The 19,227-nt window shown below is 71.5% G+C and carries 20 protein-coding genes; 11 read left to right on the plus strand and 9 right to left on the minus strand.

Features of this window, described 5'->3' with window-relative positions:
• Positions 1-9: 9 nt before the first annotated feature.
• Complete coding sequence (locus CP976_RS17720) at positions 10-1,167, minus strand: acyl-CoA dehydrogenase (protein WP_150481256.1); 1,158 nt, start codon at positions 1,165-1,167, stop codon at positions 10-12.
• Positions 1,168-1,352: 185 nt separating this feature from the next.
• Between CP976_RS17720 and CP976_RS17725 the strand changes: the two genes are divergently transcribed.
• The 6 genes from CP976_RS17725 (at position 1,353) to CP976_RS17750 (ending at position 7,440) form a co-directional block, all read left to right on the plus strand.
• Complete coding sequence (locus CP976_RS17725; RefSeq protein WP_150481257.1) at positions 1,353-2,696, plus strand: UDP-glucose dehydrogenase family protein; 1,344 nt, start codon at positions 1,353-1,355, stop codon at positions 2,694-2,696.
• Between the two features lie 416 nt (positions 2,697-3,112).
• On the plus strand, positions 3,113-3,733 hold the full coding sequence (locus CP976_RS17730; protein ID WP_150481258.1) for a hypothetical protein: 621 nt from the start codon (positions 3,113-3,115) through the stop codon (positions 3,731-3,733).
• Complete coding sequence (locus CP976_RS17735; protein ID WP_150481259.1) at positions 3,730-5,064, plus strand: copper resistance CopC/CopD family protein; 1,335 nt, start codon at positions 3,730-3,732, stop codon at positions 5,062-5,064. The genes CP976_RS17730 and CP976_RS17735 overlap by 4 nt, the downstream gene beginning before the upstream one ends.
• A gap of 25 nt (positions 5,065-5,089) precedes the next feature.
• Positions 5,090-6,094, plus strand: a complete 1,005-nt coding sequence (locus tag CP976_RS17740) for a cupredoxin domain-containing protein (RefSeq protein ID WP_150481260.1) — start codon at positions 5,090-5,092, stop codon at positions 6,092-6,094.
• Between the two features lie 111 nt (positions 6,095-6,205).
• Positions 6,206-6,706, plus strand: a complete 501-nt coding sequence (locus CP976_RS17745) for a hypothetical protein (RefSeq protein WP_150481261.1) — start codon at positions 6,206-6,208, stop codon at positions 6,704-6,706.
• Entirely contained in the window at positions 6,703-7,440 is a 738-nt protein-coding gene (locus tag CP976_RS17750) for a cupredoxin domain-containing protein (protein ID WP_150481262.1), read from the plus strand. The genes CP976_RS17745 and CP976_RS17750 overlap by 4 nt, the downstream gene beginning before the upstream one ends.
• 13 nt (positions 7,441-7,453) lie before the next feature.
• On the opposite strand, the gene CP976_RS17755 is transcribed toward CP976_RS17750, so the two are convergent.
• Positions 7,454-7,957 (minus strand): CGNR zinc finger domain-containing protein, encoded by a 504-nt coding sequence (locus tag CP976_RS17755; RefSeq protein ID WP_150481263.1) that lies wholly within the window; start codon positions 7,955-7,957, stop codon positions 7,454-7,456.
• A 129-nt stretch (positions 7,958-8,086) separates the two neighbouring features.
• Between CP976_RS17755 and CP976_RS17760 the strand changes: the two genes are divergently transcribed.
• Both CP976_RS17760 and CP976_RS17765 read left to right on the plus strand, forming a co-directional pair.
• Positions 8,087-8,458: a VOC family protein gene (locus CP976_RS17760; protein ID WP_150481264.1), complete on the plus strand. Its 372-nt coding sequence runs from the start codon at positions 8,087-8,089 to the stop codon at positions 8,456-8,458.
• Positions 8,459-8,472: 14 nt separating this feature from the next.
• Entirely contained in the window at positions 8,473-8,868 is a 396-nt protein-coding gene (locus CP976_RS17765) for a VOC family protein (protein WP_150481265.1), read from the plus strand.
• A 16-nt stretch (positions 8,869-8,884) separates the two neighbouring features.
• Here the strand turns inward: CP976_RS17765 and CP976_RS17770 are convergent, their stop codons facing one another.
• Positions 8,885-10,018 (minus strand): dipeptidase, encoded by a 1,134-nt coding sequence (locus tag CP976_RS17770; RefSeq protein WP_150481266.1) that lies wholly within the window; start codon positions 10,016-10,018, stop codon positions 8,885-8,887.
• Between the two features lie 112 nt (positions 10,019-10,130).
• Positions 10,131-10,490, minus strand: a complete 360-nt coding sequence (locus tag CP976_RS17775; protein WP_150481267.1) for a MerR family transcriptional regulator — start codon at positions 10,488-10,490, stop codon at positions 10,131-10,133.
• Between the two features lie 53 nt (positions 10,491-10,543).
• Here CP976_RS17775 and CP976_RS17780 point away from each other — a divergent pair, with 53 nt between their 5' ends.
• Entirely contained in the window at positions 10,544-11,686 is a 1,143-nt protein-coding gene (locus CP976_RS17780; protein WP_150481268.1) for an alkene reductase, read from the plus strand.
• Here CP976_RS17780 and CP976_RS17785 read toward each other — a convergent pair.
• From CP976_RS17785 to CP976_RS17795, 3 genes are read right to left on the minus strand one after another with little or no spacing between them, the layout of a single operon-like run.
• Positions 11,626-12,813: a dipeptidase gene (locus CP976_RS17785; protein WP_150481269.1), complete on the minus strand. Its 1,188-nt coding sequence runs from the start codon at positions 12,811-12,813 to the stop codon at positions 11,626-11,628. The two genes, CP976_RS17780 and CP976_RS17785, sit on opposite strands and share 61 nt — an antisense overlap.
• Before the next feature lie 5 nt (positions 12,814-12,818).
• Positions 12,819-13,343 carry a 5-(carboxyamino)imidazole ribonucleotide mutase gene (gene purE / locus CP976_RS17790; RefSeq protein WP_086854832.1) on the minus strand — a complete coding sequence of 175 codons (525 nt, stop codon included), beginning with the start codon at positions 13,341-13,343 and terminating at the stop codon, positions 12,819-12,821.
• On the minus strand, positions 13,340-14,515 hold the full coding sequence (locus tag CP976_RS17795) for a 5-(carboxyamino)imidazole ribonucleotide synthase (RefSeq protein WP_150481270.1): 1,176 nt from the start codon (positions 14,513-14,515) through the stop codon (positions 13,340-13,342). The genes purE and CP976_RS17795 overlap by 4 nt, the downstream gene beginning before the upstream one ends.
• A 162-nt stretch (positions 14,516-14,677) precedes the next feature.
• Here CP976_RS17795 and CP976_RS17800 point away from each other — a divergent pair, with 162 nt between their 5' ends.
• The gene (locus CP976_RS17800; protein ID WP_150481271.1) at positions 14,678-15,184 is read left to right on the plus strand and encodes a GtrA family protein; all 507 of its coding nucleotides are present in this window, start codon (positions 14,678-14,680) and stop codon (positions 15,182-15,184) included.
• Positions 15,185-15,200: 16 nt separating this feature from the next.
• Here the strand turns inward: CP976_RS17800 and CP976_RS17805 are convergent, their stop codons facing one another.
• The gene (locus CP976_RS17805; protein ID WP_150481272.1) at positions 15,201-16,478 is read right to left on the minus strand and encodes an ATP-binding protein; all 1,278 of its coding nucleotides are present in this window, start codon (positions 16,476-16,478) and stop codon (positions 15,201-15,203) included.
• Positions 16,479-16,516: 38 nt separating this feature from the next.
• Positions 16,517-17,194, minus strand: coding sequence for a response regulator transcription factor (locus CP976_RS17810; protein WP_150481273.1), 678 nt, complete (start codon positions 17,192-17,194; stop codon positions 16,517-16,519).
• A 518-nt stretch (positions 17,195-17,712) separates the two neighbouring features.
• Between CP976_RS17810 and CP976_RS17815 the strand changes: the two genes are divergently transcribed.
• A complete protein-coding gene (locus tag CP976_RS17815; RefSeq protein WP_150481274.1) occupies positions 17,713-19,218 on the plus strand; it encodes a peptide MFS transporter in 1,506 nt (501 codons plus the stop codon).
• The last annotated feature ends 9 nt before the right edge of the window (positions 19,219-19,227 follow it).

The raw sequence follows: 19,227 nt of genomic DNA on the forward strand, positions 1-19,227 counted from the left end.
AGGGGCCTGTTACGGCAGGTTGCGCGCCATCACGATCCGCTGGACCTGGTTCGTGCCCTCGTAGATCTGTGTGATCTTGGCGTCGCGCATCATGCGCTCCACCGGGTAGTCGCGGGTGTAGCCGTACCCGCCGAGGAGCTGGACCGCGTCCGTGGTGACCTCCATCGCCGCGTCCGAGGCGAAGCACTTGGCGGCGGCGCCCAGGTAGGTGAGGTCGGCGTCGCCGCGCTCGGAGGCGGCGGCGGCCTGGTAGGTCAGGGCGCGGGCGGCCGAGATCTTCATGGCCATGTCGGCGAGCATGAACTGGATGCCCTGGAAGTCGGCGATCGGCTTGCCGAACTGCTTGCGCTCCTGGACGTAGCCCTTGGCGTAGTCGAGGGCGCCCTGGGCGATGCCGAGGGCCTGGGCGGCGATCGTGATGCGGGTGTGGTCGAGGGTCTTCATCGCCGTGGCGAAGCCGGTGCCCTCCTCGCCGATCATGCGGTCGGCGGGGATGCGGACGTTGTCGAGGTAGACCTCGCGGGTCGGGGAGCCCTTGATGCCGAGCTTCTTCTCGGGGGCGCCGAAGGAGACGCCCTCGTCGGACTTCTCGACGACGAAGGCCGAGATGCCCTTGGAGCGCTTGGCCGGGTCGGTGACCGCCATCACCGTGTAGAACTCGGACTCGCCCGCGTTGGTGATCCAGCGCTTCACGCCGTTGAGGACGTAGTGGTCGCCGTCGCGGACGGCCTTCGTCTTCATGCCGGCGGCGTCGGATCCGGCGTCCGGCTCGGACAGGCAGTACGAGAACATGCCGTCGCCCTTGGCGAGCGGGGTCATGTACCGCTTCTTCAGGTCCTCGGAGCCGGAGAGGATCACCGGGAGCGAGCCCAGCTTGTTCACCGCGGGAATGAGGGAGGACGAGGCGCAGACCCGCGCGACCTCCTCGATCACTATGACGGTCGCCAGTGCGTCGGCGCCCGAGCCGCCGTACTCCTCGGGTACGTGCACGGCGTGCAGGTCGTTCGCGGCCAGCGCCTCGAGGGCCTCCTGCGGGAAGCGGGCCTCCTCGTCCACCGCGGCGGCGTACGGCGCGATCTTCGCCTCGGCCAGTGAGCGGACGGCGTCGCGGAGCATGTCGTGCTCCTCGGACGGGCGGTACAGGTCGAAGTCAGCCGATCCGGCCAAGGTCTCTCACGCTCCAAAACGCTGCGATGGTGGCGCTAACTACCGTTAAGTAATCAAAAGTTTATGGGGTCGCTCACCGGAGGGATACGTGAGCTAGACGACAGCGGGAAAGTTGCCCTGTGAAGCGCGCTCCCATGCCCCGGATATGCTCGGGCGCGCACCTGCCGTAGACCCCTGGAGCACCCATGGCCCTGAAGATCACCGTGATCGGCACCGGTTATCTCGGCGCGACACACGCGGCGGCCATGGCCGAGCTGGGTTTCGAGGTGCTCGCCCTCGACGTCGTGCCCGAGAAGATCGAGAAGCTGGAGCGCGGCGAGGCCCCGATGTACGAGCCGGGGCTCGATGAGCTGCTGCGCAAGCACGTCGCCGGTTTCGAGGGCTCCAGCGGGCGGCTGCGCTTCACCCAGGACTGGGCCGAGGTCGGCGCCTTTGGGGATGTGCACTTCGTCTGCGTGAACACCCCGCAGCGGCACGGCGAGTACGCCTCCGACATGAGTTACGTCGACTCCGCGTTCGCCTCGCTCGCCCCGCATCTGCACGGCCCCGCCCTGGTCGTCGGCAAGTCGACCGTGCCCGTGGGTACCGCCGACCGGCTGGCGTCCTACCTGGCCGCGCACGCGCCGGCCGGCGAGGACGCCGAGCTGGCGTGGAACCCGGAGTTCCTGCGCGAGGGCTTCGCCGTCAAGGACACGCTGCACCCCGACCGGATCGTGGTGGGCGTGCGCAGCGAGCGGGCCGAGAAGTTGCTGCGGGAGGTGTACGCCACGCCGATCACCGAGGGATCGCCGTTCGTCGTCACGGACTTCCCGACCGCCGAGCTGGTGAAGACCTCAGCGAACTCCTTCCTCGCCACGAAGATCTCCTTCATCAACGCCATGGCGGAGGTATGCGAGGCCGCGGGCGGTGACGTGGCCAAGCTGGCGGAGGCCATCGGGTACGACGACCGGATCGGGAAGAAGTTCCTGCGGGCCGGGATCGGGTTCGGTGGCGGATGTCTGCCGAAGGACATTCGCGCCTTCATGGCGCGGGCCGGTGAGCTGGGTGCCGACCAGGCGCTGACGTTCCTGCGCGAGATCGACTCCATCAACATGCGCCAGCGCGGGCAGATGGTGGAGCTGACCCGGCAGGCGCTGGGCGGCGGGCCGTTCCTCGGCAAGCGGGTGGCGGTCCTGGGCGCGACCTTCAAGCCCGACTCGGACGACGTACGGGACTCCCCCGCGCTGAACGTCGCCGGGCAGATCCACCTCCAGGGCGGACAGGTCACGGTCTACGACCCCAAGGGCATGGAGAACGCCCGCCGCGTCTTCCCGACCCTCGGCTACGCCGACTCGGCGCTGGACGCCGTGCGGGGCGCCGACATCGTGCTGCATCTGACGGAGTGGCGGGAGTTCCGCGAGCTGGACGAGGAGGCGCTCGGGGAGGTCGCGGCGGCCCGGATCATCCTCGACGGCCGCAATGCCCTCGACCCGGAGCGCTGGCGCAAGGCCGGGTGGACGTACCGGGCGATGGGGCGGCCGACCGCCTGAGTTCCGGCCGCACGAGCTCGAATCCGGTCCGGTTCCGTGAATTCCTGACGGCTTCGCGGCAGATTCGGGAATTCTCGCGGGATCGGTGAAGGAGCGAGCGGATCCGCGCGGATTTTCTGTGCTTCTTTCGCTGTCGCGCCCGGGCGCCGAGGCCGCGCTCGGGCAGGCCCCCCAAGGCCAGCAGCCTCCTCCGGGCCCGACATATGCCGTCGCCCTCGAAATCACCAATATGAGTTCGAATTTCATTCGAGTGGCACGCGGAATCGACCGATTTCTCGGGTCGGCCCACCGGGAGAGAGGGTCAGGAAACAATCGATTAACCGACGCGTAGTTGCGCGGAATCCCCCTTCCACTCCACTGGTCGTCATTCGCCACACCTTCAGTGTGGCTTGACTTGACCATGCCAGGAGTGCCCCATGCCCTTGTTCTCCCGGGCGGAGTGGCCGCGGGATCACCGCGACGAGTTGGTGGCCGGAGCGCTTGTCGGCGCCGTGGTCATCGTGCTGGGTTACGCGTCGGGCATCGGTGCCCCCTCCGCCTCCGGCGGCACGCAGACGGCCGCTCCCCCGACATCACCGCCCGCGGCCACCGCGCCGGCGAACCCCGCGCCGGACGCGCCGGGTGACCCGGGCGTATCGGATCCGGGCGCCGGGGCGGGCCAGGTTCCCATCGGCGGCGGCCCGTTGCCGGGGTACGGCGCAATCGGCGCGGGTCCCGGGTACGGCACCGGCGGTGCGGGCGGGTCCGGCCACACCGGCCATACGGCCTCCCCGCCCTCCGACCCCGGTGCCGGCTCCCCCTCCCCCTCCCCCACGCCCACCCCGTCGGGGTCCGCCCCCGCCGACGGCGACACCTGCGAGGACGGCGAGGTCACCCTCGTACAACCGCTCCTCGGCGGGCTCACCGAGCCCGTGTTCGGGCTGCTCGACGGTACGGGCGAGACGCCCACGCCGCAGCCCTCCCCCTGTGTCGGCCTGGCCCCGGTCGGCAGCCTCCTCGGCGGCATCGCGTCCCCCGGGCCGGAGGCGACCCCGTGACCACGACCGCTCGCCGCGCCCTGCTCCTCCTCCTGCTCACCCCCCTCCTCTACGTCCTGGCCGGAGCGCCCCAGGCCGCCTCCGCCCACACCGAGCTGGTCTCCTCCTCCCCGAAGGACGGGGCGGAGCTGAACAAGGCCCCCGGCCACCTCACCCTCACCTTCGACGAGGCCGTCGACCTCGCCGACGTCCGTGTGCTGACGATGGGCGGCGACCGGCTGCCGGTGTCCCGTACGCCGGGCGGCGGGGCCGACGCCGTCCGGGTCGCGCTCGACGCCCCGGAGCACGGTGAGTTCGCCGTCATGTGGTCCGTCGTCGACGCGGAGGACGGGCACGCCTCTTCCGGCCGGATCGCCCTCACCATCGGCGCTGCGGCCGCCGGGACCGGCGGCGACGAGGCCGCCGCCTCCGCTCCCGCTGCCTCCCCCTCGGTGCGCAAAGGTCTCGCCGCCGCCCGCTGGGCCGGTTATCTCGCGCTGGCCCTGTTCGTCGGCGGTCTCGCCTTCGTCGTGCTGCTGTGGCCGCGCGGCGCCCAGGAGCCACGGTCCCGGGCGCTGCTCGTCTTCGCCTGGACGGTCGGGCTGCTGGCCACCGTCGCGACCATCGGTCTCCAGGGCGCCTACGGCACGCTCGGCGGACTGCGGGACGCGCTGCGCCCTGGGACGTACGCCGATCTGCTGGCCACCGAGCCCGGGGTCGTGCTCGCCGCCCGCGCTCTGGTGTGGGTGCTGGCGGCCGTGGTGCTCGGCGCCCTCCTCCAGGGCGGGGCCAGCACCTCCCGCTCCCCGGGCTGGCGGGTGGGCGCCCTCGCGGTGACGTTCGGGCTGCTGCGGACGACCGGTATGACGGGTCACAGCTCCGAGGGCGCCGAGCCCACGTGGGGTGCCGTCGCCGACTTCGTCCATCTGCTCGGCGCCTCGCTGTGGATCGGCGGGCTGGCCGTGCTCACGCTGGCCGTGCTGCCGCGTCGGCGAGCCCGGGAGCTGGCGGTGGTGGTGCCGGGTTACTCACGGCTCGCGGCGGTGAGTGTCACCGGGATCGTCGGCGCCGGGCTGGTGCTCGCCTGGCAGGTGGTGGGGTCGTACGACGCCCTGCTGCACACCTCGTACGGGCAGCTGCTCCTGCTGAAGACGGGCGTGCTCGGGGCCGTCCTGCTCGCCGCGTTCGCGAGCCGTCAGTGGGTGCGCACCCGACTCGATCTCGCCGTGCTGCTGCGCGGCGACGCCGCCACCGTGCGGCCCTTCGGTTACTCGGTCGCGGTCGAGACGGGGCTCGTCCTCGTCGTGCTCGCCGTGACGAGCCTGCTGGTCACGGCCGACCCCGGCCGCTGAACTCCCCCAAGCACAAGGAGCACAAGTGAAACGAAGCAACGACAGCGACGAGACCGGACACGGGCGGCGCAGGCCGCCCGCCGGGAACCGGGGTCTGCTGGTCGCCGGGCTCGGCGCGGCGCTGGCCGCCGTCCTGAGCCTCGGGTTGTTGAGCGCGGTCTCCGGTTCCACGCCGGCCGGCTCGGAGCAGACCACGGGCGCGGCTCAGGCGCCCGTGGCCGCCGCCGAGGCACAGCCCGCCGCCGCCAAGGCCGACCACCAGGTCGACATCATGGGCAACAAGTTCGGCGACGGGAAGCAGCTCGTCGTCGAGGTCGGCCAGACCGTCCAGTGGACCAACCACGACAGCGTGCCGCACACGGTCACCACCACCAAGGCCCCGGTGAAGTTCGACTCGGGGACGCTGGAGCAGGGCGACTCCTGGTCGTACACCTTCAGCAAGGCGGGGACGTACGAGTACTACTGCGCCGTGCACCCGGACATGGTGGCATCGGTGAAGGTCGTCGAGGGCTCCGGCGGCGGTGGCGGCGGATCGACGCCCGCCCCCACGCCCACCTCCACGCCCACTCCTACGGCCCCGCCGACGACCGGCCCCACACCCACTCCCCCCTCGTCACCGGCCCCCACGCCGACTCCCACGGGCGGTACCGGCGGTGGCGGCTCCGGTGACGACGAGCAGTGCACCAGCGTCCAGAACGTGCTGCTGCCGATCCTCCAGCACCTCTACGTGGCACACCTGGAGCGGTCCCCGGGCGAGCAGGTGCAGGACGCACTCGCGCTCGACTCGTACATCAAGATGCACACGGTGTGGGTCGAGAGCATCCTCAAGCCCGCCGTCGAAGGCGGCGGCACGGTGCTCGACGACACCCTCAGCGCGCTGCTGAACCACGTCAACAAGGCACATCTGGAGGAATCGCTCGGACAGCAGGTCACGGACCTGCTCAACCCCGACAGCTACGTGAAGATGCACACCGTCTGGGCCGGGCAGATGCTCACGCCCACCACGGACTTCCTCACGAACAACTGCTGACGGGACAGAGGTGGACGCCGCTCCGGCCGGGGCTCAGCCGGCCGGAGCGGCGCCCGCTCCATTCTCCACACCATCGCCATGCTTCGGGAACCGCCTTCCAAGGAGACCGGGATGACGACCGTCACCCTGCCCACCGTCCCTCCCCCGCCCCGGTCGCGCGACGGCGCCGGCCGCCGGCTGCCGCTGCCCGGCCGGTACACCGTGGCCCCCGGCCGCTCGCTCACCGAACTCACCGCCTGGTACGGGCCGTTGCCGGTGCTGCGCCGTCGCGTCACGCTCGGCGGGGCGTCCCTCACCGTGCCGGAGGACGCCGAACGCCCTTCGTTCCGCTACGAGTTCGACGACCGCCTGCTGTCCGCCGTGTTCACCTCGGAGCAGGTCGACGAGGTCCACGGCGGCCGTCTCCAGCTCACCGGCGACCTCGGCCTGAACGGCTCGGCCTTCCCCGTCCTGCTGCGGCTGCGGGTGGTCGAGCGGGCCGACGACCGGCTGCTGGTCGTCGGGCACGCCCGGCTGCCGTACCGGCTGCTGCGCCGCGCCACGGAATTCCGGCTGCCGTGGCGCCGGCCGGCCACCCGGCTGCGGCTGCTGGTCGCGGCGGAGTTCGCGTGAGGGCGGCCCGGCGGACGGCCCGGAGCGCCGCCGCGTCCGCCGTCCTGACGCTCCTCGCCCTGCCGCTGCTGCCGGCCGGGCAGGCGTCGGCGGCCTCGTACAGCGTGACGATGAAGGGGTACGCCTTCTCGCCCGCGAGCCTGAGCGTCCCGGCCGGGTCCACGGTGACCTGGACCAACCAGGACACGGCTCCGCACGACGTGAAGACCACCTCGGGCCCGGTCTCGGTCCACTCCCCGATGCTCGACAAGGGGCAGAGCTGGAGTTTCACGTTCACCACGGCCGGGTCGTACGGCTACGTCTGCACCGTCCACCCGAACATGACGGCCGGGATCACGGTCCGCGCGGCGGCACCGGCGACGACGGCGGCACCGACGGCGCACGAGCATCACACCGGCTCCGACTCCGGACACCGGGCGACCGCGCCGAGCCTCACCACGCCGGGCAGCGGGCCGCCGACGACGCGCAGGCCGTCCCCGTCACCGCCCTCCGCCGCGTCCACGGCCTCCTCGGCGGCCGCGGGCCAGTCACCGCAGGCCTCCCCTTCGCCCCCGGCCGCACAGGTCGCGCAGCAGCCGCAGACCCAGACGACCGCCTCCGTCACCCGCCCCCTCGACCCGTTGCTCGTACTGACCGGCATCGTCGCCGGGGTCGCGGTGCTGTGCCTGCTCCTGGTCGGCTCCCGGGCGTCCGCTCCTCAGGCGCCCCACGCGCCCCGGGAGGAGGAAGCGTAGGCCTTCGCGCAGGTCAGCCCTTCGCCCGGTAGCGGCGCATCTTCGCCCGGGCCCCGCAGACCTGCATCGAGCACCAGCGGCCGCGGCCGGCCGGACTGCGGTCGTAGTACGCCCAGAGGCAGTCGGTGGCCTCGCAGGCCTTGAGCCGGGCCCAGGTGCCGGCGACCAGGGCCTCGGCGACGGCGGCCGCGACGCGGGAGACCAGGGGGCCCTCGTCGGCCGGGGCGAGGGTCGCCGAGCCGTCCCGCCGGTCGACCGACACCACCAGCGGTGCCCCGGCCAGCAGGTCGCCCAGCGGGGTCACCTCGCGGTGCGGCGGGTGCCCCGCGTGGGCGAGCAGGGCCACGCGCAGGGACTCGCGCAGTGCGCGGACGTCCTCGACCTCGTCGCGCGTGATCCCGAAGCGTGCCCGGCCCTCCGCCGTGTCCAGCGAGTCGGCACCCGACTCGATGTCCAGCGTGTTCACCAGGGCCTCGACCAGGGCCAGGCCGCCGGGGGCGGGCGATCTCTCCGTCATGGCTGGACCGTACCTCTCGGATTCCCCTTGCGAGGTTACCGCCAATGGGCCAGCATGGAGTAACGGTTACCGGTTATCCGCGATGTGCAGGTAACGCTGACGGGTAACAGCGACTTCAAGGAGGAAGTCATGGCTCTCGCCAAGCTGGGTGTCGTCGTCCTGGACTGTCCCGACCCTCACGCACTGGCCGGCTTCTACGCCGAGGTGCTCGGCGGCACTCCCACGGTGGAGGCCGACGACTCGGGCGAGTGGGTCGACCTGAAGGTGCCGGGCGGACCGGCGCTGGCCTTCCAGGAAGCTCCCGGGTACGTACCGCCGCAGTGGCCCTCGCCCGACGGCTCGCAGCAGTTCCATCTCGACCTGGACGTGGAGGACCTGGACGCGGCCGAGAAGGGCGTGCTGGCGCTCGGCGCGAAGCCGCTGGACACCGAGGACCGGACGCGGACCTTCCGGGTTTACGCCGATCCGGCCGGGCACCCGTTCTGCCTCTGCGCCTGCTGACACCGGGAGGCTTCATGTCCGCTGTGGCACGTTTCCGTTCCGTCGTCGTCGACTGCCCCGACCCGCGCGAGCTGGCCCGTTTCTACGCGCAGGTCGGGGGCGGTACTCCCGAGGACGACGACCCCGACTGGGTGGTGCTGCGGATCCCCGACGGGCCGCGGCTCGCCTTCCAGCGCTCGCCCGGGTACTCCCCGCCGGAGTGGCCCAGGGCCGACCACAACGCCCAGCAGTTCCACCTGGACTTCGACGGCGGGTCGACCTGGGAGGAGATCGACGCGGCCGAGGAGCGGGTGCTGGCGCTGGGGGCGCGGGTGCTGGACCGGGAGGACTACGAGAAGAAGGACTTCCGGGTGTACGCCGACCCGGTGGGGCATCCGTTCTGCCTGTGCCGGATCGAGCACACCACCTGAGTCACCCACCTGCCGGTCACCCGTCCAGCTCGGAAATCGTCGCCGCCGACGGCTCGCGTCGCTGCTGGGCGGCGCGGGCGGTGAAGTCGGCGCCGCGCAGCATCCGCTGGACGTTACCCCAGGTCAGAAGGGCCACGTCGGCCTCGTCCCAGCCGCGCCGCAGCAACTCGGCGATCAGCCGCGGGTAGCAGGAGGTGTCGCCGAGCTCCTGTGGGTGGGCCGAGCCCGAGTCGTACGTGCCGGACAGCCCGACGCACTGCGCACCGGCCACGGCCCGGATGTGGTCGAGATGGTCGGCGACGTCGCGGACGGTCGGGCCGGTCTGCTCGGCGGTCAGCGGCACCAGGCACAGCCCCTTGGCCGCGCCCAGCTCCGCCAGCAGGTCGTCGGGGAGGTTGACCGGGTGGGGACGGAGGGCACGGGCGCCGGAGCGGCTGCACAGCACGGGCGCCCGGGAGAGGCTCAGCACACGGCGGACGGTCGGCGCGGAGGCACCGGAGAGGTCCACGATGACGCCGAGCCGGTTCATCTCGCGCACGACCTCCTCACCGAACCGTGTCAGCCCCGCGTCGCTCGCCCAGGACACCCCGGTCAGCGTCAGCACACGCAGGCCGAGGAAGTGCAGCTGGCGCAGGATGCCCAGCGAGTCGCCCACGGCCGGGGCCCCGGCGGGCCCGAGGAGCACGGCGACGCGGCCGCAGTTGCGGGCGTCCGCGACCTGCCCCGCTGTGCAGGCCGGCCGCAGTCCCTCGTCGCAGGTCCGGGCGACGGCCTTGGCCAGGTCCAGCTGCTCCAGCGTGGCGCCGACGGCCCGGTCGCCGTCGAGGCCGTCGGGCAGGTGCAGCGACCAGAACAGCGCGCCCACATGCCCTCGGCGCAGGCGGGGCACGTCCGTGTCGACGGTGCTCTCGCCCTCCTCCAGGTCGTAGTGGGACAGGCGCTTGAGCGCCCAGGGCAGTCCGTTGTAGCCGTCGGCGACGGGGTGGGCGGCGAGGATGGCGTGGGCCCGGGTCATCGGCGCGTCGTCCGGATCGGAGACGGGCTCGTAGGGATCCGCCGCCATGACGGCCTCGTCCGAGTACGGCTCGGCCAGGTCGTCGAACTCACCGGCCGCGGCGGTGGTGCGCAGGTCGTCCTGGAGGTCTGCCATGGCGACTCCGTACGGTCGTTCGTGAGGTACGGTCACCGTCGCACGGAGCGCTGAAGGGTTCCTGGTGGGCGGGGCGTTCGGAGTACGGTCCCGGGCTCGCGCAGCGACGCTCTCAGGGCAGCCGGGCCGCCTCGATCACCTCGTCGAGTGTGTCCCGGGAGCGGACCAGGTCGGCGATCATCCGGTCGATGCGGGCGCGCTCGGTGGTGAGTTCGGCGACCAGGTTGGGCGTGGCGCGGGCCGAGGGCCGGCCGTCCGAGTCCCGCATGCACGGCAGCAGCTGGACGATCTTCTCGCTGCACAGTCCCGCCGCGAACAGCTCCTGGATCCGGATGACCCGGTCCACGGCCGCCTCCGGGTACTCCCGGTGCCCGCCGGCCGTCCGCTCGGCGGTGAGCATCCCCTGCTTCTCGTAATAGCGCAGCGACCGCTCGCTCACGTTGGTGCGCCGGGCCAGTTCACCGATCCGCACGTCCCACTCCCCGACTTGAATCTGACATGAGTGTCAGGTTCTAGCGTACGGGCATGACGCAGCACACGACAGCACTCTTCGAACCGGCTCGTCTCCCCGGGCTGGACCTGCCCAACCGGCTCGTGATGGCCCCGCTGACCCGCAACCGGGCCGAGGCCGACGGCACCCCGACCCCGCTCATGGCCACGTACTACGCCCAGCGCGCCTCCGCGGGACTGATCATCGCCGAGGCCGCGACGCCGAACGCGGTCGGGCAGACGTACCCGAACATCACCGCCGTCCACAGCCCGGCGCATGTGGCCGGCTGGCGGCAGGTCACGGACGCGGTCCGGGACGCGGGCGGACGGATGTTCCTCCAGCTCCAGCACGGCGGTCGGGTCGGCCACCCCGCGACCAGCGGGCTCACCCCGGTCGCGCCCTCGCCCGTCCCACTGCCCGAGACGATCTTCACGCCGGAGGGTCACCGGCCGGCCGTGGTGCCCAGGGAGATGACCGCCGAGGACATCCGCACCACCGTCGCCGACTTCGCACGCGCCGCCCGGAACGCGATCGACGCGGGTTTCGAGGGCGTGGAGGTGCACTCCGCCAACGGCCATCTGCTCCACCAGTTCCTCGCCCGCAACACCAACCTCCGCACCGACGGCTACGGCGGGCCGGTCGCCGCCCGGATCCGGTTCACGGCCGAGGTGACCGAGGCCGTGGCCGCCGAGATCGGGGCCGGGCGAGTGGGTCTGAGGGTCTCCCCCGGCAACACCGTCAACGGCATCGAGGAGGGCGAGACCGAGGAGATCTACCCGGCGCTCGTCGAACGGCTCGGCGGGCTGGGGCTCGCCTACCTGCACCTGGGGTACGCCGACCCGGACACGCCGGTGTTCCGGAAGGTGCGCGCCGGCTGGCCCGGGGTGATCGTCGCCAACCCCGTGCTGAAGGAGATCTCCACGGACGGCGTGCACCGGGCGTCCGAGGCGCTGCTGGCCGCCGGAGCCGACCTGATCGCCCTGGGCCGGCCCTTCCTCGCCAACCCCGACCTGGTGACGCGGCTGCGGCACCGGGCGCCGCTGAACGAGATGCGCGACCGGTACTTCATGTACGTGGGCGGGGCGACCGGCTACACCGACTACCCCACCCTCGACGCTCAGCCGTCGAGCGAGTCGAGCGACTCGATGGTGGCGTTGGACGGCGGCCGCGTGGCCTGAAGGCCCCGTGCCACGTCCTCGGCCGCGTCGAGCACCCGCACCGCGTTCTTCCAGGTCAGTTTCGCCAGGTCGGCCTTCGACCAGCCGCGGTCCAGCAGCTCCGCGATCAGGTTCGGGTAGCCGGAGACGTCGTCCAGGCCGTCGGGCGTGAAGGCCGTGCCGTCGTAGTCGCCGCCGATGCCGAGGTGGTCGATGCCGGCGGCCTCGCGCATGTGGTCCAGATGGTCGGCGACCGTGGACACCGTGGCGACCGGGCGCGGGTGCCGCTCCTCGAAGGCGCGGTGGACCTTCATGGCCTCCGCGGTGGTGTCGAGGTGGTGGAGGCCGTGGGCGCGCATGTTCTCGTCGGCTGCGGCGGTCCAGTCGACGGCGGCCTGGAGCACGAACTTCGGCACGAACGTCACCATCGCCATGCCGCCGTTGGCGGGCAGCCGCTCCAGGACGTCGTCCGGGATGTTGCGCGGGTGGTCGCACACGGCCCGCGCCGAGGAGTGGGAGAAGATCACCGGGGCGGAGCTCGCGTCGAGCGCGTCGCGCATGGTCGTCGCCGCCACGTGGGACAGGTCGACGAGCATCCCGAGCCGGTTCATCTCCCGCACGACCTGCCGGCCGAACGCGGTGAGGCCGCCGGCCCGCGGCTCGTCGGTCGCGGAGTCCGCCCAGTCCACGTTGTCGTTGTGGGTGAGGGTCAGATAGCGCACGCCGAGCCCGTACAGACCGCGCAGGGTGCCCAGGGAGTTGGCGATGGAGTGGCCGCCCTCCGCTCCCATGAGGGAGGCGATACGGCCCTCCCGGCGCGCGGCCTCCATGTCGGCGGCCGTCAGCGCGGGCCGCAGGTCCTCCGGGTGCCGGTCGATCAACTGCCGTACGCAGTCGATCTGTTCGAGCGTGGCCGCGACCGGGTCGGGCGAGTCCGTGCGGACGTACACCGACCAGTACTGCGCACCGACCCCGCCCGCGCGCAGCCGCGGGATGTCGGTGTGCAGGTGGGCGCTCTGGTCGGCGGCGACATCGCGGGCGTCGAGGTCGTAGCGGACCTGCTCGCGCAGCGCCCAGGGCAGGTCGTTGTGCCCGTCGGCGACGGGGAACTCGGCGAGGAGCGTGCGGGCGTCGTCGAGGGACGTCATGGGGGTCACTTCCCGAAACCGAAACCGCCGCTCGCGCCCTCGACCTTGGAGCGCAGGCGCTTGCCCTTCTCGGTGGCCTGGTCGTTCAGCTCCTGCTGGAACTCGCGCATGCGGGCGCGCAGTTCCTCGTCGTGCGCGGCGAGGATGCGGGCTGCGAGCAGACCGGCGTTGCGGGCACCGGCGACGGAGACCGTGGCGACCGGGACGCCGGCCGGCATCTGCACGATCGACAGGAGACTGTCCATGCCGTCGAGGTACTTCAGCGGCACGGGCACGCCGATGACGGGCAGCGGGGTCACGGAGGCGAGCATGCCGGGCAGGTGGGCGGCGCCGCCGGCCCCGGCGATGATGACCTTGAGCCCGCGCTCGTCGGCCTGTTCGCCGTACGCGACCATCTCGCGCGGCATGCGGTGCGCGGAGACGACGTCGACCTCGTAGGCGATCTCGAACTCGTCGAGGGCCTTGGCGGCGGCCTCCATGACGGGCCAGTCGCTGTCCGACCCCATGACGATGCCAACAACAGGGCTCATTCGGTGATGGTGCCTCTCAGGTAGCCGGCTGCGTGACGGGCGCGCTCCAGCACGTCGTCCAGGTCGTCGCCGTAGGTGTTGACGTGGCCGACCTTGCGGCCGGGCTTCACGTCCTTGCCGTACATGTGGATCTTGAGCTGGGGGTCGCGGGCCATGCAGTGCAGGTACGCGGAGTACATGTCCGGGTAGTCGCCGCCGAGGACGTTGACCATGACCGTCCACTTCGCGCGCGGGCGCGGGTCGCCGAGGGGCAGGTCCAGGACCGCCCGGACGTGGTTGGCGAACTGGCTGGTGACGGCGCCGTCCATCGACCAGTGGCCGGAGTTGTGCGGGCGCATCGCGAGTTCGTTGACGAGGATGCGGCCGTCGCGGGTCTGGAACAGCTCGACGGCGAGGTGGCCGACGACGCCGAGCTCCTTGGCGATGTTGAGCGCCATCTCCTCGGCCCGCAGGGCGAGGGCCTCGTCGAGGCCGGGGGCGGGCGCGATCACCGTGTCGCAGACGCCGTTCACCTGGCGGGACTCGACGACCGGGTAGGCGACGGCCTGCCCGTGCGGGGAGCGTACGACGTTGGCGGCGAGCTCGCGGACGAAGTCGACCTTCTCCTCGGCGAGCACGGGGACACCGGCCTTGAACGGGTCGGCGGCCTCCTCGACGGAGTCGACGACCCACACGCCCTTGCCGTCGTAGCCGCCGCGGACGGTCTTGAGGACGACGGGGAATCCCCCACTCTCGGCTTCGCTCGAGCGGGAGGTGCCCCCACCGCCCTCCGCCGCGAAGGCGGCCACGTCCTGCGGATCGGAAACGATCCTGTGTCTCGGGCAGGGCACGCCGATCGCGTCGAGCTTCGCGCGCATCACGCCCTTGTCCTGGGCGTGCACGAGCGCGTCGGGGCCCGGGCGCACGGGGATGCCGTCCGCCTCCAGGGCCCTGAGGTGCTCGGTGGGTACGTGTTCGTGATCGAAGGTGATCACGTCGCACCCGCGGGCGAACTCGCGCAGCGTGTCGAGGTCGCGATAATCGCCGACGACGACATCGCTCACGACCTGCGCAGCGGAGTCCTGCGGGGTGTCACTGAGGAGCTTGAACCTGATGCCGAGCGGGATGCCTGCCTCGTGTGTCATACGAGCGAGCTGGCCCCCGCCGACCATGCCGACTACCGGGAACGTCACGCCCCCAGGGTATCGGCCGCGCCAGGGTGGCCGGTTTCCTGCCCCTCCCCGGCCCTGCCCGGACCGTCTCCGGCCGTCCACCGGTGTCCGCAGGAAGATCGCGCGGGAGGGTGGTTAGCATGGCTGAGTTGACGCCAACCACGGACGGGGGCCTGCACGACCATGGGACATGGTGCTTCGCGGCTCCGACGGTTCCTCCACGAAGTCGCCAAGTTCGGCGCGGTGGGCGGTGCCGGGGTGCTGGTCAACCTCCTCGTGTTCAACCTGGTACGGCACGTCACCGACCTCCAGGTGGTGCGCGCGAGCGTCATCGCGACCGTCGTCGCGATCGTCTTCAACTACGTCGGCTTCCGCTACTTCACCTACCGCGACCGCGACAAGACCCGCCGTACGCGGGAGATGTCGCTGTTCCTGCTGTTCAGCGCGGTCGGGCTGGTCATCGAGAACGGCGTCCTGTACGCGGCCACGTACGGTTTCGGCTGGGACACCCCGCTGCAGAACAACATCTTCAAGTTCCTCGGCATCGGCATCGCCACGCTGTTCCGCTTCTGGTCGTACCGAAGCTGGGTGTTCCGCGCCCTTCCGCCCCGTGAGGCGGTGGCGGACGCGGAATCGATCCTGAAGGGCGAACGCGCCAGGCGCTCGCGGGCCGGGCAGCGGGTGCCGTAAGCCGTCGTGAGCCGCGTCAGCGGATCATCGGCTCGTCCGCGCCGCCGCGGGACTTCCCGACGGGCGTGCGGGACAGGAACAGGGCGAACACCGGGGGCTTGGTCTGGAGCATCTCCAGGCGGCCGCCGTCCGCTTCCGCCAGGTCGCGGGCCACGGCCAGGCCGATGCCCGTGGAGTTGCGGCCGCTGATCGCCCGCTCGAAGATGCGGGCGCCGAGGTCGGCGGGGACGCCGGGGCCCTCGTCCGTCACCTCGATGACGGCCTGGTTGCCGGTGACGCGGGTGCGCAGCGCCACCGTGCCGCCGCCGTGCATCAGGGAGTTCTCGATCAGCGCGGCCAGCACCTGCGCGACCGCTCCCGGCGTGCCCACGGCCTCCAGATGCCGCTTGCCGGAGCTGACGATCGCCCGGCCCGCGCTGCGGTAGGCGGGACGCCACTCGGCGAGCTGCTGCTGGATGACCTCGTCGAGGTCGAAGGTGACGGCGGAGCCGGTGCGCGGATCGCGGGAGTTCGTCAGCAGCCGCTCCACGACGTCCGTGAGCCGCTCGACCTGCGTCAGCGCGATCGTCGCCTCGTCCTTCACCGTGTCCGGGTCGTCGGTGAGGGTGATCTCCTCCAGCCGCATCGACAGCGCCGTCAGCGGCGTCCGAAGCTGGTGGGAGGCGTCCGCGGCCAGCCGCCGCTCGGCGGTCAGCATGCGCGCGATGCGCTCGGCCGAGCCGTCCAGCACATCCGCCACCCGGTCCAGCTCGGGCACGCCGTACCGCTTGTGCCGGGGGCGCGGATCGCCCGAGCCGAGCCGCTCGGCCGTCTCCGCGAGGTCGGTCAGCGGCGACGCCAGCCGGTTCGCCTGGCGGACCGCCAGCAGCACCGCGGCCACCACCGCCAGCAGCGCGACCAGCCCGATGATCAGCAGCGTGCGGCCGACCTCCCGGGTCACCGAGGAGCGCGGCTCCTGGACGGTGACGGTCTCGCCCTCCTCGCCGGGCGCGGTCGCGGTGATCACGTCACCGGACGGCTTGGAGCCCACCTCGATGGGCTCCTCGCCGGGGATCCGGATCACCGCGTAGTAGCGGTCCTGCGTGACCTGCTTGCGCAGCACCTCCGCGTCGACCTGCTGCGCGACGAAGAGCCGGCTGTCGACGATGCTGGCCAGCCGGACCGCCTCGGACTCCACCCGCTCCTGGGCGCTGTTGCTGATCGTCCTGGTCTCGACGATGACGAGGGAGACGCCGAAGACGGCGATCACGACGAGGACCACGGCGAGCGTGGACTGGATCAGTCGGCGGCGCATGTCCTGTTACCCGTGTTTACCCGTGCCTGCCCCGCGGCTCAGCTCTTCTCGAAGCGGAAGCCCACACCGCGCACCGTGGCGATGTAGCGGGGGTTGGCCGCGTCGTCGCCGAGCTTCTTGCGCAGCCAGGAGATGTGCATGTCGAGGGTCTTGGTCGACGACCACCACGTCGTGTCCCAGACCTCGCGCATGAGCTGGTCGCGGGTGACGACCCGGCCGGCGTCGCGCACCAGCACCCGCAGCAGGTCGAACTCCTTGGCGGTGAGCTGGAGCTCCTCCTCGCCCATCCAGGCGCGGTGCGACTCGACGTCGATGCGCACGCCGTGGGTGGCGGGCGGCTGCTGCGGCTCGGCGGCGCCGCGGCGCAGCAGGGCGCGGACGCGGGCGAGCAGCTCGGCGAGCCGGAACGGCTTGGTGACGTAGTCGTCGGCGCCCGCGTCGAGCCCGACGACGGTGTCCACCTCGTCGGCGCGCGCGGTCAGGATGAGGATCGGGATGCTGTGGCCTTCGCCTCGCAGGCGGCGGGCGACCTCCAGACCGTCCATGCCGGGCAGACCCAGGTCGAGCACGACCAGGTCGACGCCGCCCTGCAATCCGGCGTCGAGAGCGGTGGGGCCGTCCTCACGCACCTCGACCTCGTAGCCCTCCCGGCGCAGAGCACGGGCCAGCGGCTCCGAGATGGACGCGTCGTCCTCGGCGAGCAGTACACGGGTCATGAGGTGATGGTAGACCTGCAAGGCCCTGAGCTGGGGTGTGACCGGAAGCCTTGATTCTTACCCGCGGCATACCCGCTTCTTACGTTCCGCGGGTACGCATACAAACCTCTGGCTATGGGGTGCGATCCTGGTAAGGACCATGGAAATGGGGCTTACGGTTCCCCCTGCACCTGTGATCCGTGTCTCAAGTCCTTCCATATGCGGCAGTGTCCTGCCGTATGGTGAATCAACGCCTGTAGCACCATGGCGACCTTCGGAGGCCGTTTGCCCCTGGAGGTCTCTTTTGTGTGCGGGCTGGTTCCCCGCCAGCCCTGAACCGGAAAACGACCTGTGGCCGGGCCTCGTCGTGCGGATACGCGCGTAGAGGCGTGGATCCCGGTGGCGACCGCCCACCGCTCCTGACCCGGAGCGGCCCCCCGTAGGCGTCGGACGGACGGCCGTACGCACCGGTGCCGGCTGCCCCCCACCGGGCGCACCACCGCTGCTGCGGGGCGCGTCCCGACCAGCAAGGAACGACCATGGCGTCCAGCCTGACGAAGGACTCGGCCCGTCCGGGCACCCCCGGCCCCGAGAAGACCTTCTTCGGCCACCCCCGCGGACTGGCCACTCTGTTCATGACCGAGATGTGGGAGCGGTTCTCCTACTACGGCATGAGGGCCCTGCTCCCGCTGTACCTGGTGGCCCCTGGTGGCCTGCACCTGAGCGCGGGCGCGGCGACGGCGATCTACGCCGTGTACCTGTCGCTGGTGTACCTGCTCACCCTGCCCGGCGGCTGGTTCGCCGACCGTGTGCTCGGCCCCCGCAAGACCGTCGCCGTCGCGGGCCTGGTCATCATGCTCGGCCACCTGTGCCTGGCGCTGCCCGCGGCCGCGAGCTTCTACGTCGGCCTGGGCCTGGTCGCCATAGGCTCCGGTCTGCTGAAGGCCAACATCTCCACGATGGTCGGCCACCTCTACGACGGTCCGGAGGACCCGCGCCGGGACGGCGGCTTCACCGTCTTCTACATCGGCATCAACCTCGGCGCCTTCGTCGCCCCGCTGGTCATCGGCACCGTGGGTGAGAACGTCAACTGGCACCTGGGCTTCGCCCTGGCCGCGCTCGGCATGGCGCTGGGCCTCGTCCAGTTCCTGCTGGGCGGCCGCCACCTGAACCCGAAGAGCAGCGAGGTCCCCACCCCGCTGTCGCCCGCCGAGAAGGCCGCCACCCTGCGCAAGGGCCTGATCTGGCTGGCCGTCGCCGTGGTCTTCTACGCGCTGGTCGGCGGCACCGGCCACTTCACCCTGAACTGGGCGCTGATCCCGCTCACGCTCCTCGGCCTGATCGTGCCGATCCTGGTCATCACCCGCATCCTGCGCGACAAGGACCTGGACGCCGGCGAGCGCTCGAAGGTGTCGGCGTACATCTGGTTCTTCGTCGCCGCCGCCGTCTTCTGGATGATCTACGACCAGGGCGGCTCGACCCTGTCGCTCTTCGCCAGCGAGAAGGCCGACAACACCGTCTTCGGCTGGGAGTTCCCGGTCTCCTGGTACCAGTCGGTCAACCCGGTGCTGATCATGGCCCTGGCGCCCGTCTTCGCCTGGCTGTGGCTGTGGCTGAACCGGCGCGGCAAGGAGCCGAGCACCATCGTGAAGTTCGCCTCCGGCCTGATGCTGGTGGGTGCGTCCTTCTTCCTCTTCCTCGCTCCGCTGTCGATCGCGGAGGGCGGTCACAAGGCCGCGGCGATGTGGCTGGTCGCGATCTACTTCGTGCAGACCGTCGGCGAGCTGACGCTGTCGCCGGTGGGTCTGTCCGTGACGACGAAGATGGCGCCGGCGAAGTACGCGTCGCAGATGATGGGCGTCTGGTTCCTCGCGGTCACCGCGGGCGACTCCGTCACCGCGCTGCTGTCCAACCCGGCCGTCGGCGGGATCAACCTCGACCGGGCCGGCTTCGTGGCCCTGGAGGCGGCGCTGGCCGTGGTCGCCGGTTTCGCGGTGTACATGTTCCGCAAGAAGGTCAAGGGGCTCATGGGCGACGTCCGCTGATCACCGGAG

The organism is Streptomyces coeruleorubidus (assembly GCF_008705135.1).
GTDB lineage: Bacteria > Actinomycetota > Actinomycetes > Streptomycetales > Streptomycetaceae > Streptomyces > Streptomyces coeruleofuscus.

What these genes read in the sequence shown, in the direction of transcription:
- CP976_RS17815 (WP_150481274.1), top strand. Translation starts at nt 17,713, where the DNA reads ATGGCGTCCAGCCTGACGAAGGACTCGGCCCGTCCGGGCACCCCCGGC.
- CP976_RS17725 (WP_150481257.1), top strand. Translation starts at nt 1,353, where the DNA reads ATGGCCCTGAAGATCACCGTGATCGGCACCGGTTATCTCGGCGCGACA.
- CP976_RS17780 (WP_150481268.1), top strand. Translation starts at nt 10,544, where the DNA reads ATGACGCAGCACACGACAGCACTCTTCGAACCGGCTCGTCTCCCCGGG.
- CP976_RS17760 (WP_150481264.1), top strand. Translation starts at nt 8,087, where the DNA reads ATGGCTCTCGCCAAGCTGGGTGTCGTCGTCCTGGACTGTCCCGACCCT.
- CP976_RS17765 (WP_150481265.1), top strand. Translation starts at nt 8,473, where the DNA reads ATGTCCGCTGTGGCACGTTTCCGTTCCGTCGTCGTCGACTGCCCCGAC.
- CP976_RS17730 (WP_150481258.1), top strand. Translation starts at nt 3,113, where the DNA reads ATGCCCTTGTTCTCCCGGGCGGAGTGGCCGCGGGATCACCGCGACGAG.
- CP976_RS17745 (WP_150481261.1), top strand. Translation starts at nt 6,206, where the DNA reads ATGACGACCGTCACCCTGCCCACCGTCCCTCCCCCGCCCCGGTCGCGC.
- CP976_RS17755 (WP_150481263.1), bottom strand. Translation starts at nt 7,957, where the DNA reads ATGACGGAGAGATCGCCCGCCCCCGGCGGCCTGGCCCTGGTCGAGGCC.
- CP976_RS17770 (WP_150481266.1), bottom strand. Translation starts at nt 10,018, where the DNA reads ATGGCAGACCTCCAGGACGACCTGCGCACCACCGCCGCGGCCGGTGAG.
- CP976_RS17805 (WP_150481272.1), bottom strand. Translation starts at nt 16,478, where the DNA reads ATGCGCCGCCGACTGATCCAGTCCACGCTCGCCGTGGTCCTCGTCGTG.
- CP976_RS17810 (WP_150481273.1), bottom strand. Translation starts at nt 17,194, where the DNA reads ATGACCCGTGTACTGCTCGCCGAGGACGACGCGTCCATCTCGGAGCCG.
- CP976_RS17785 (WP_150481269.1), bottom strand. Translation starts at nt 12,813, where the DNA reads ATGACGTCCCTCGACGACGCCCGCACGCTCCTCGCCGAGTTCCCCGTC.
- CP976_RS17800 (WP_150481271.1), top strand. Translation starts at nt 14,678, where the DNA reads ATGGGACATGGTGCTTCGCGGCTCCGACGGTTCCTCCACGAAGTCGCC.
- purE (WP_086854832.1), bottom strand. Translation starts at nt 13,343, where the DNA reads ATGAGCCCTGTTGTTGGCATCGTCATGGGGTCGGACAGCGACTGGCCC.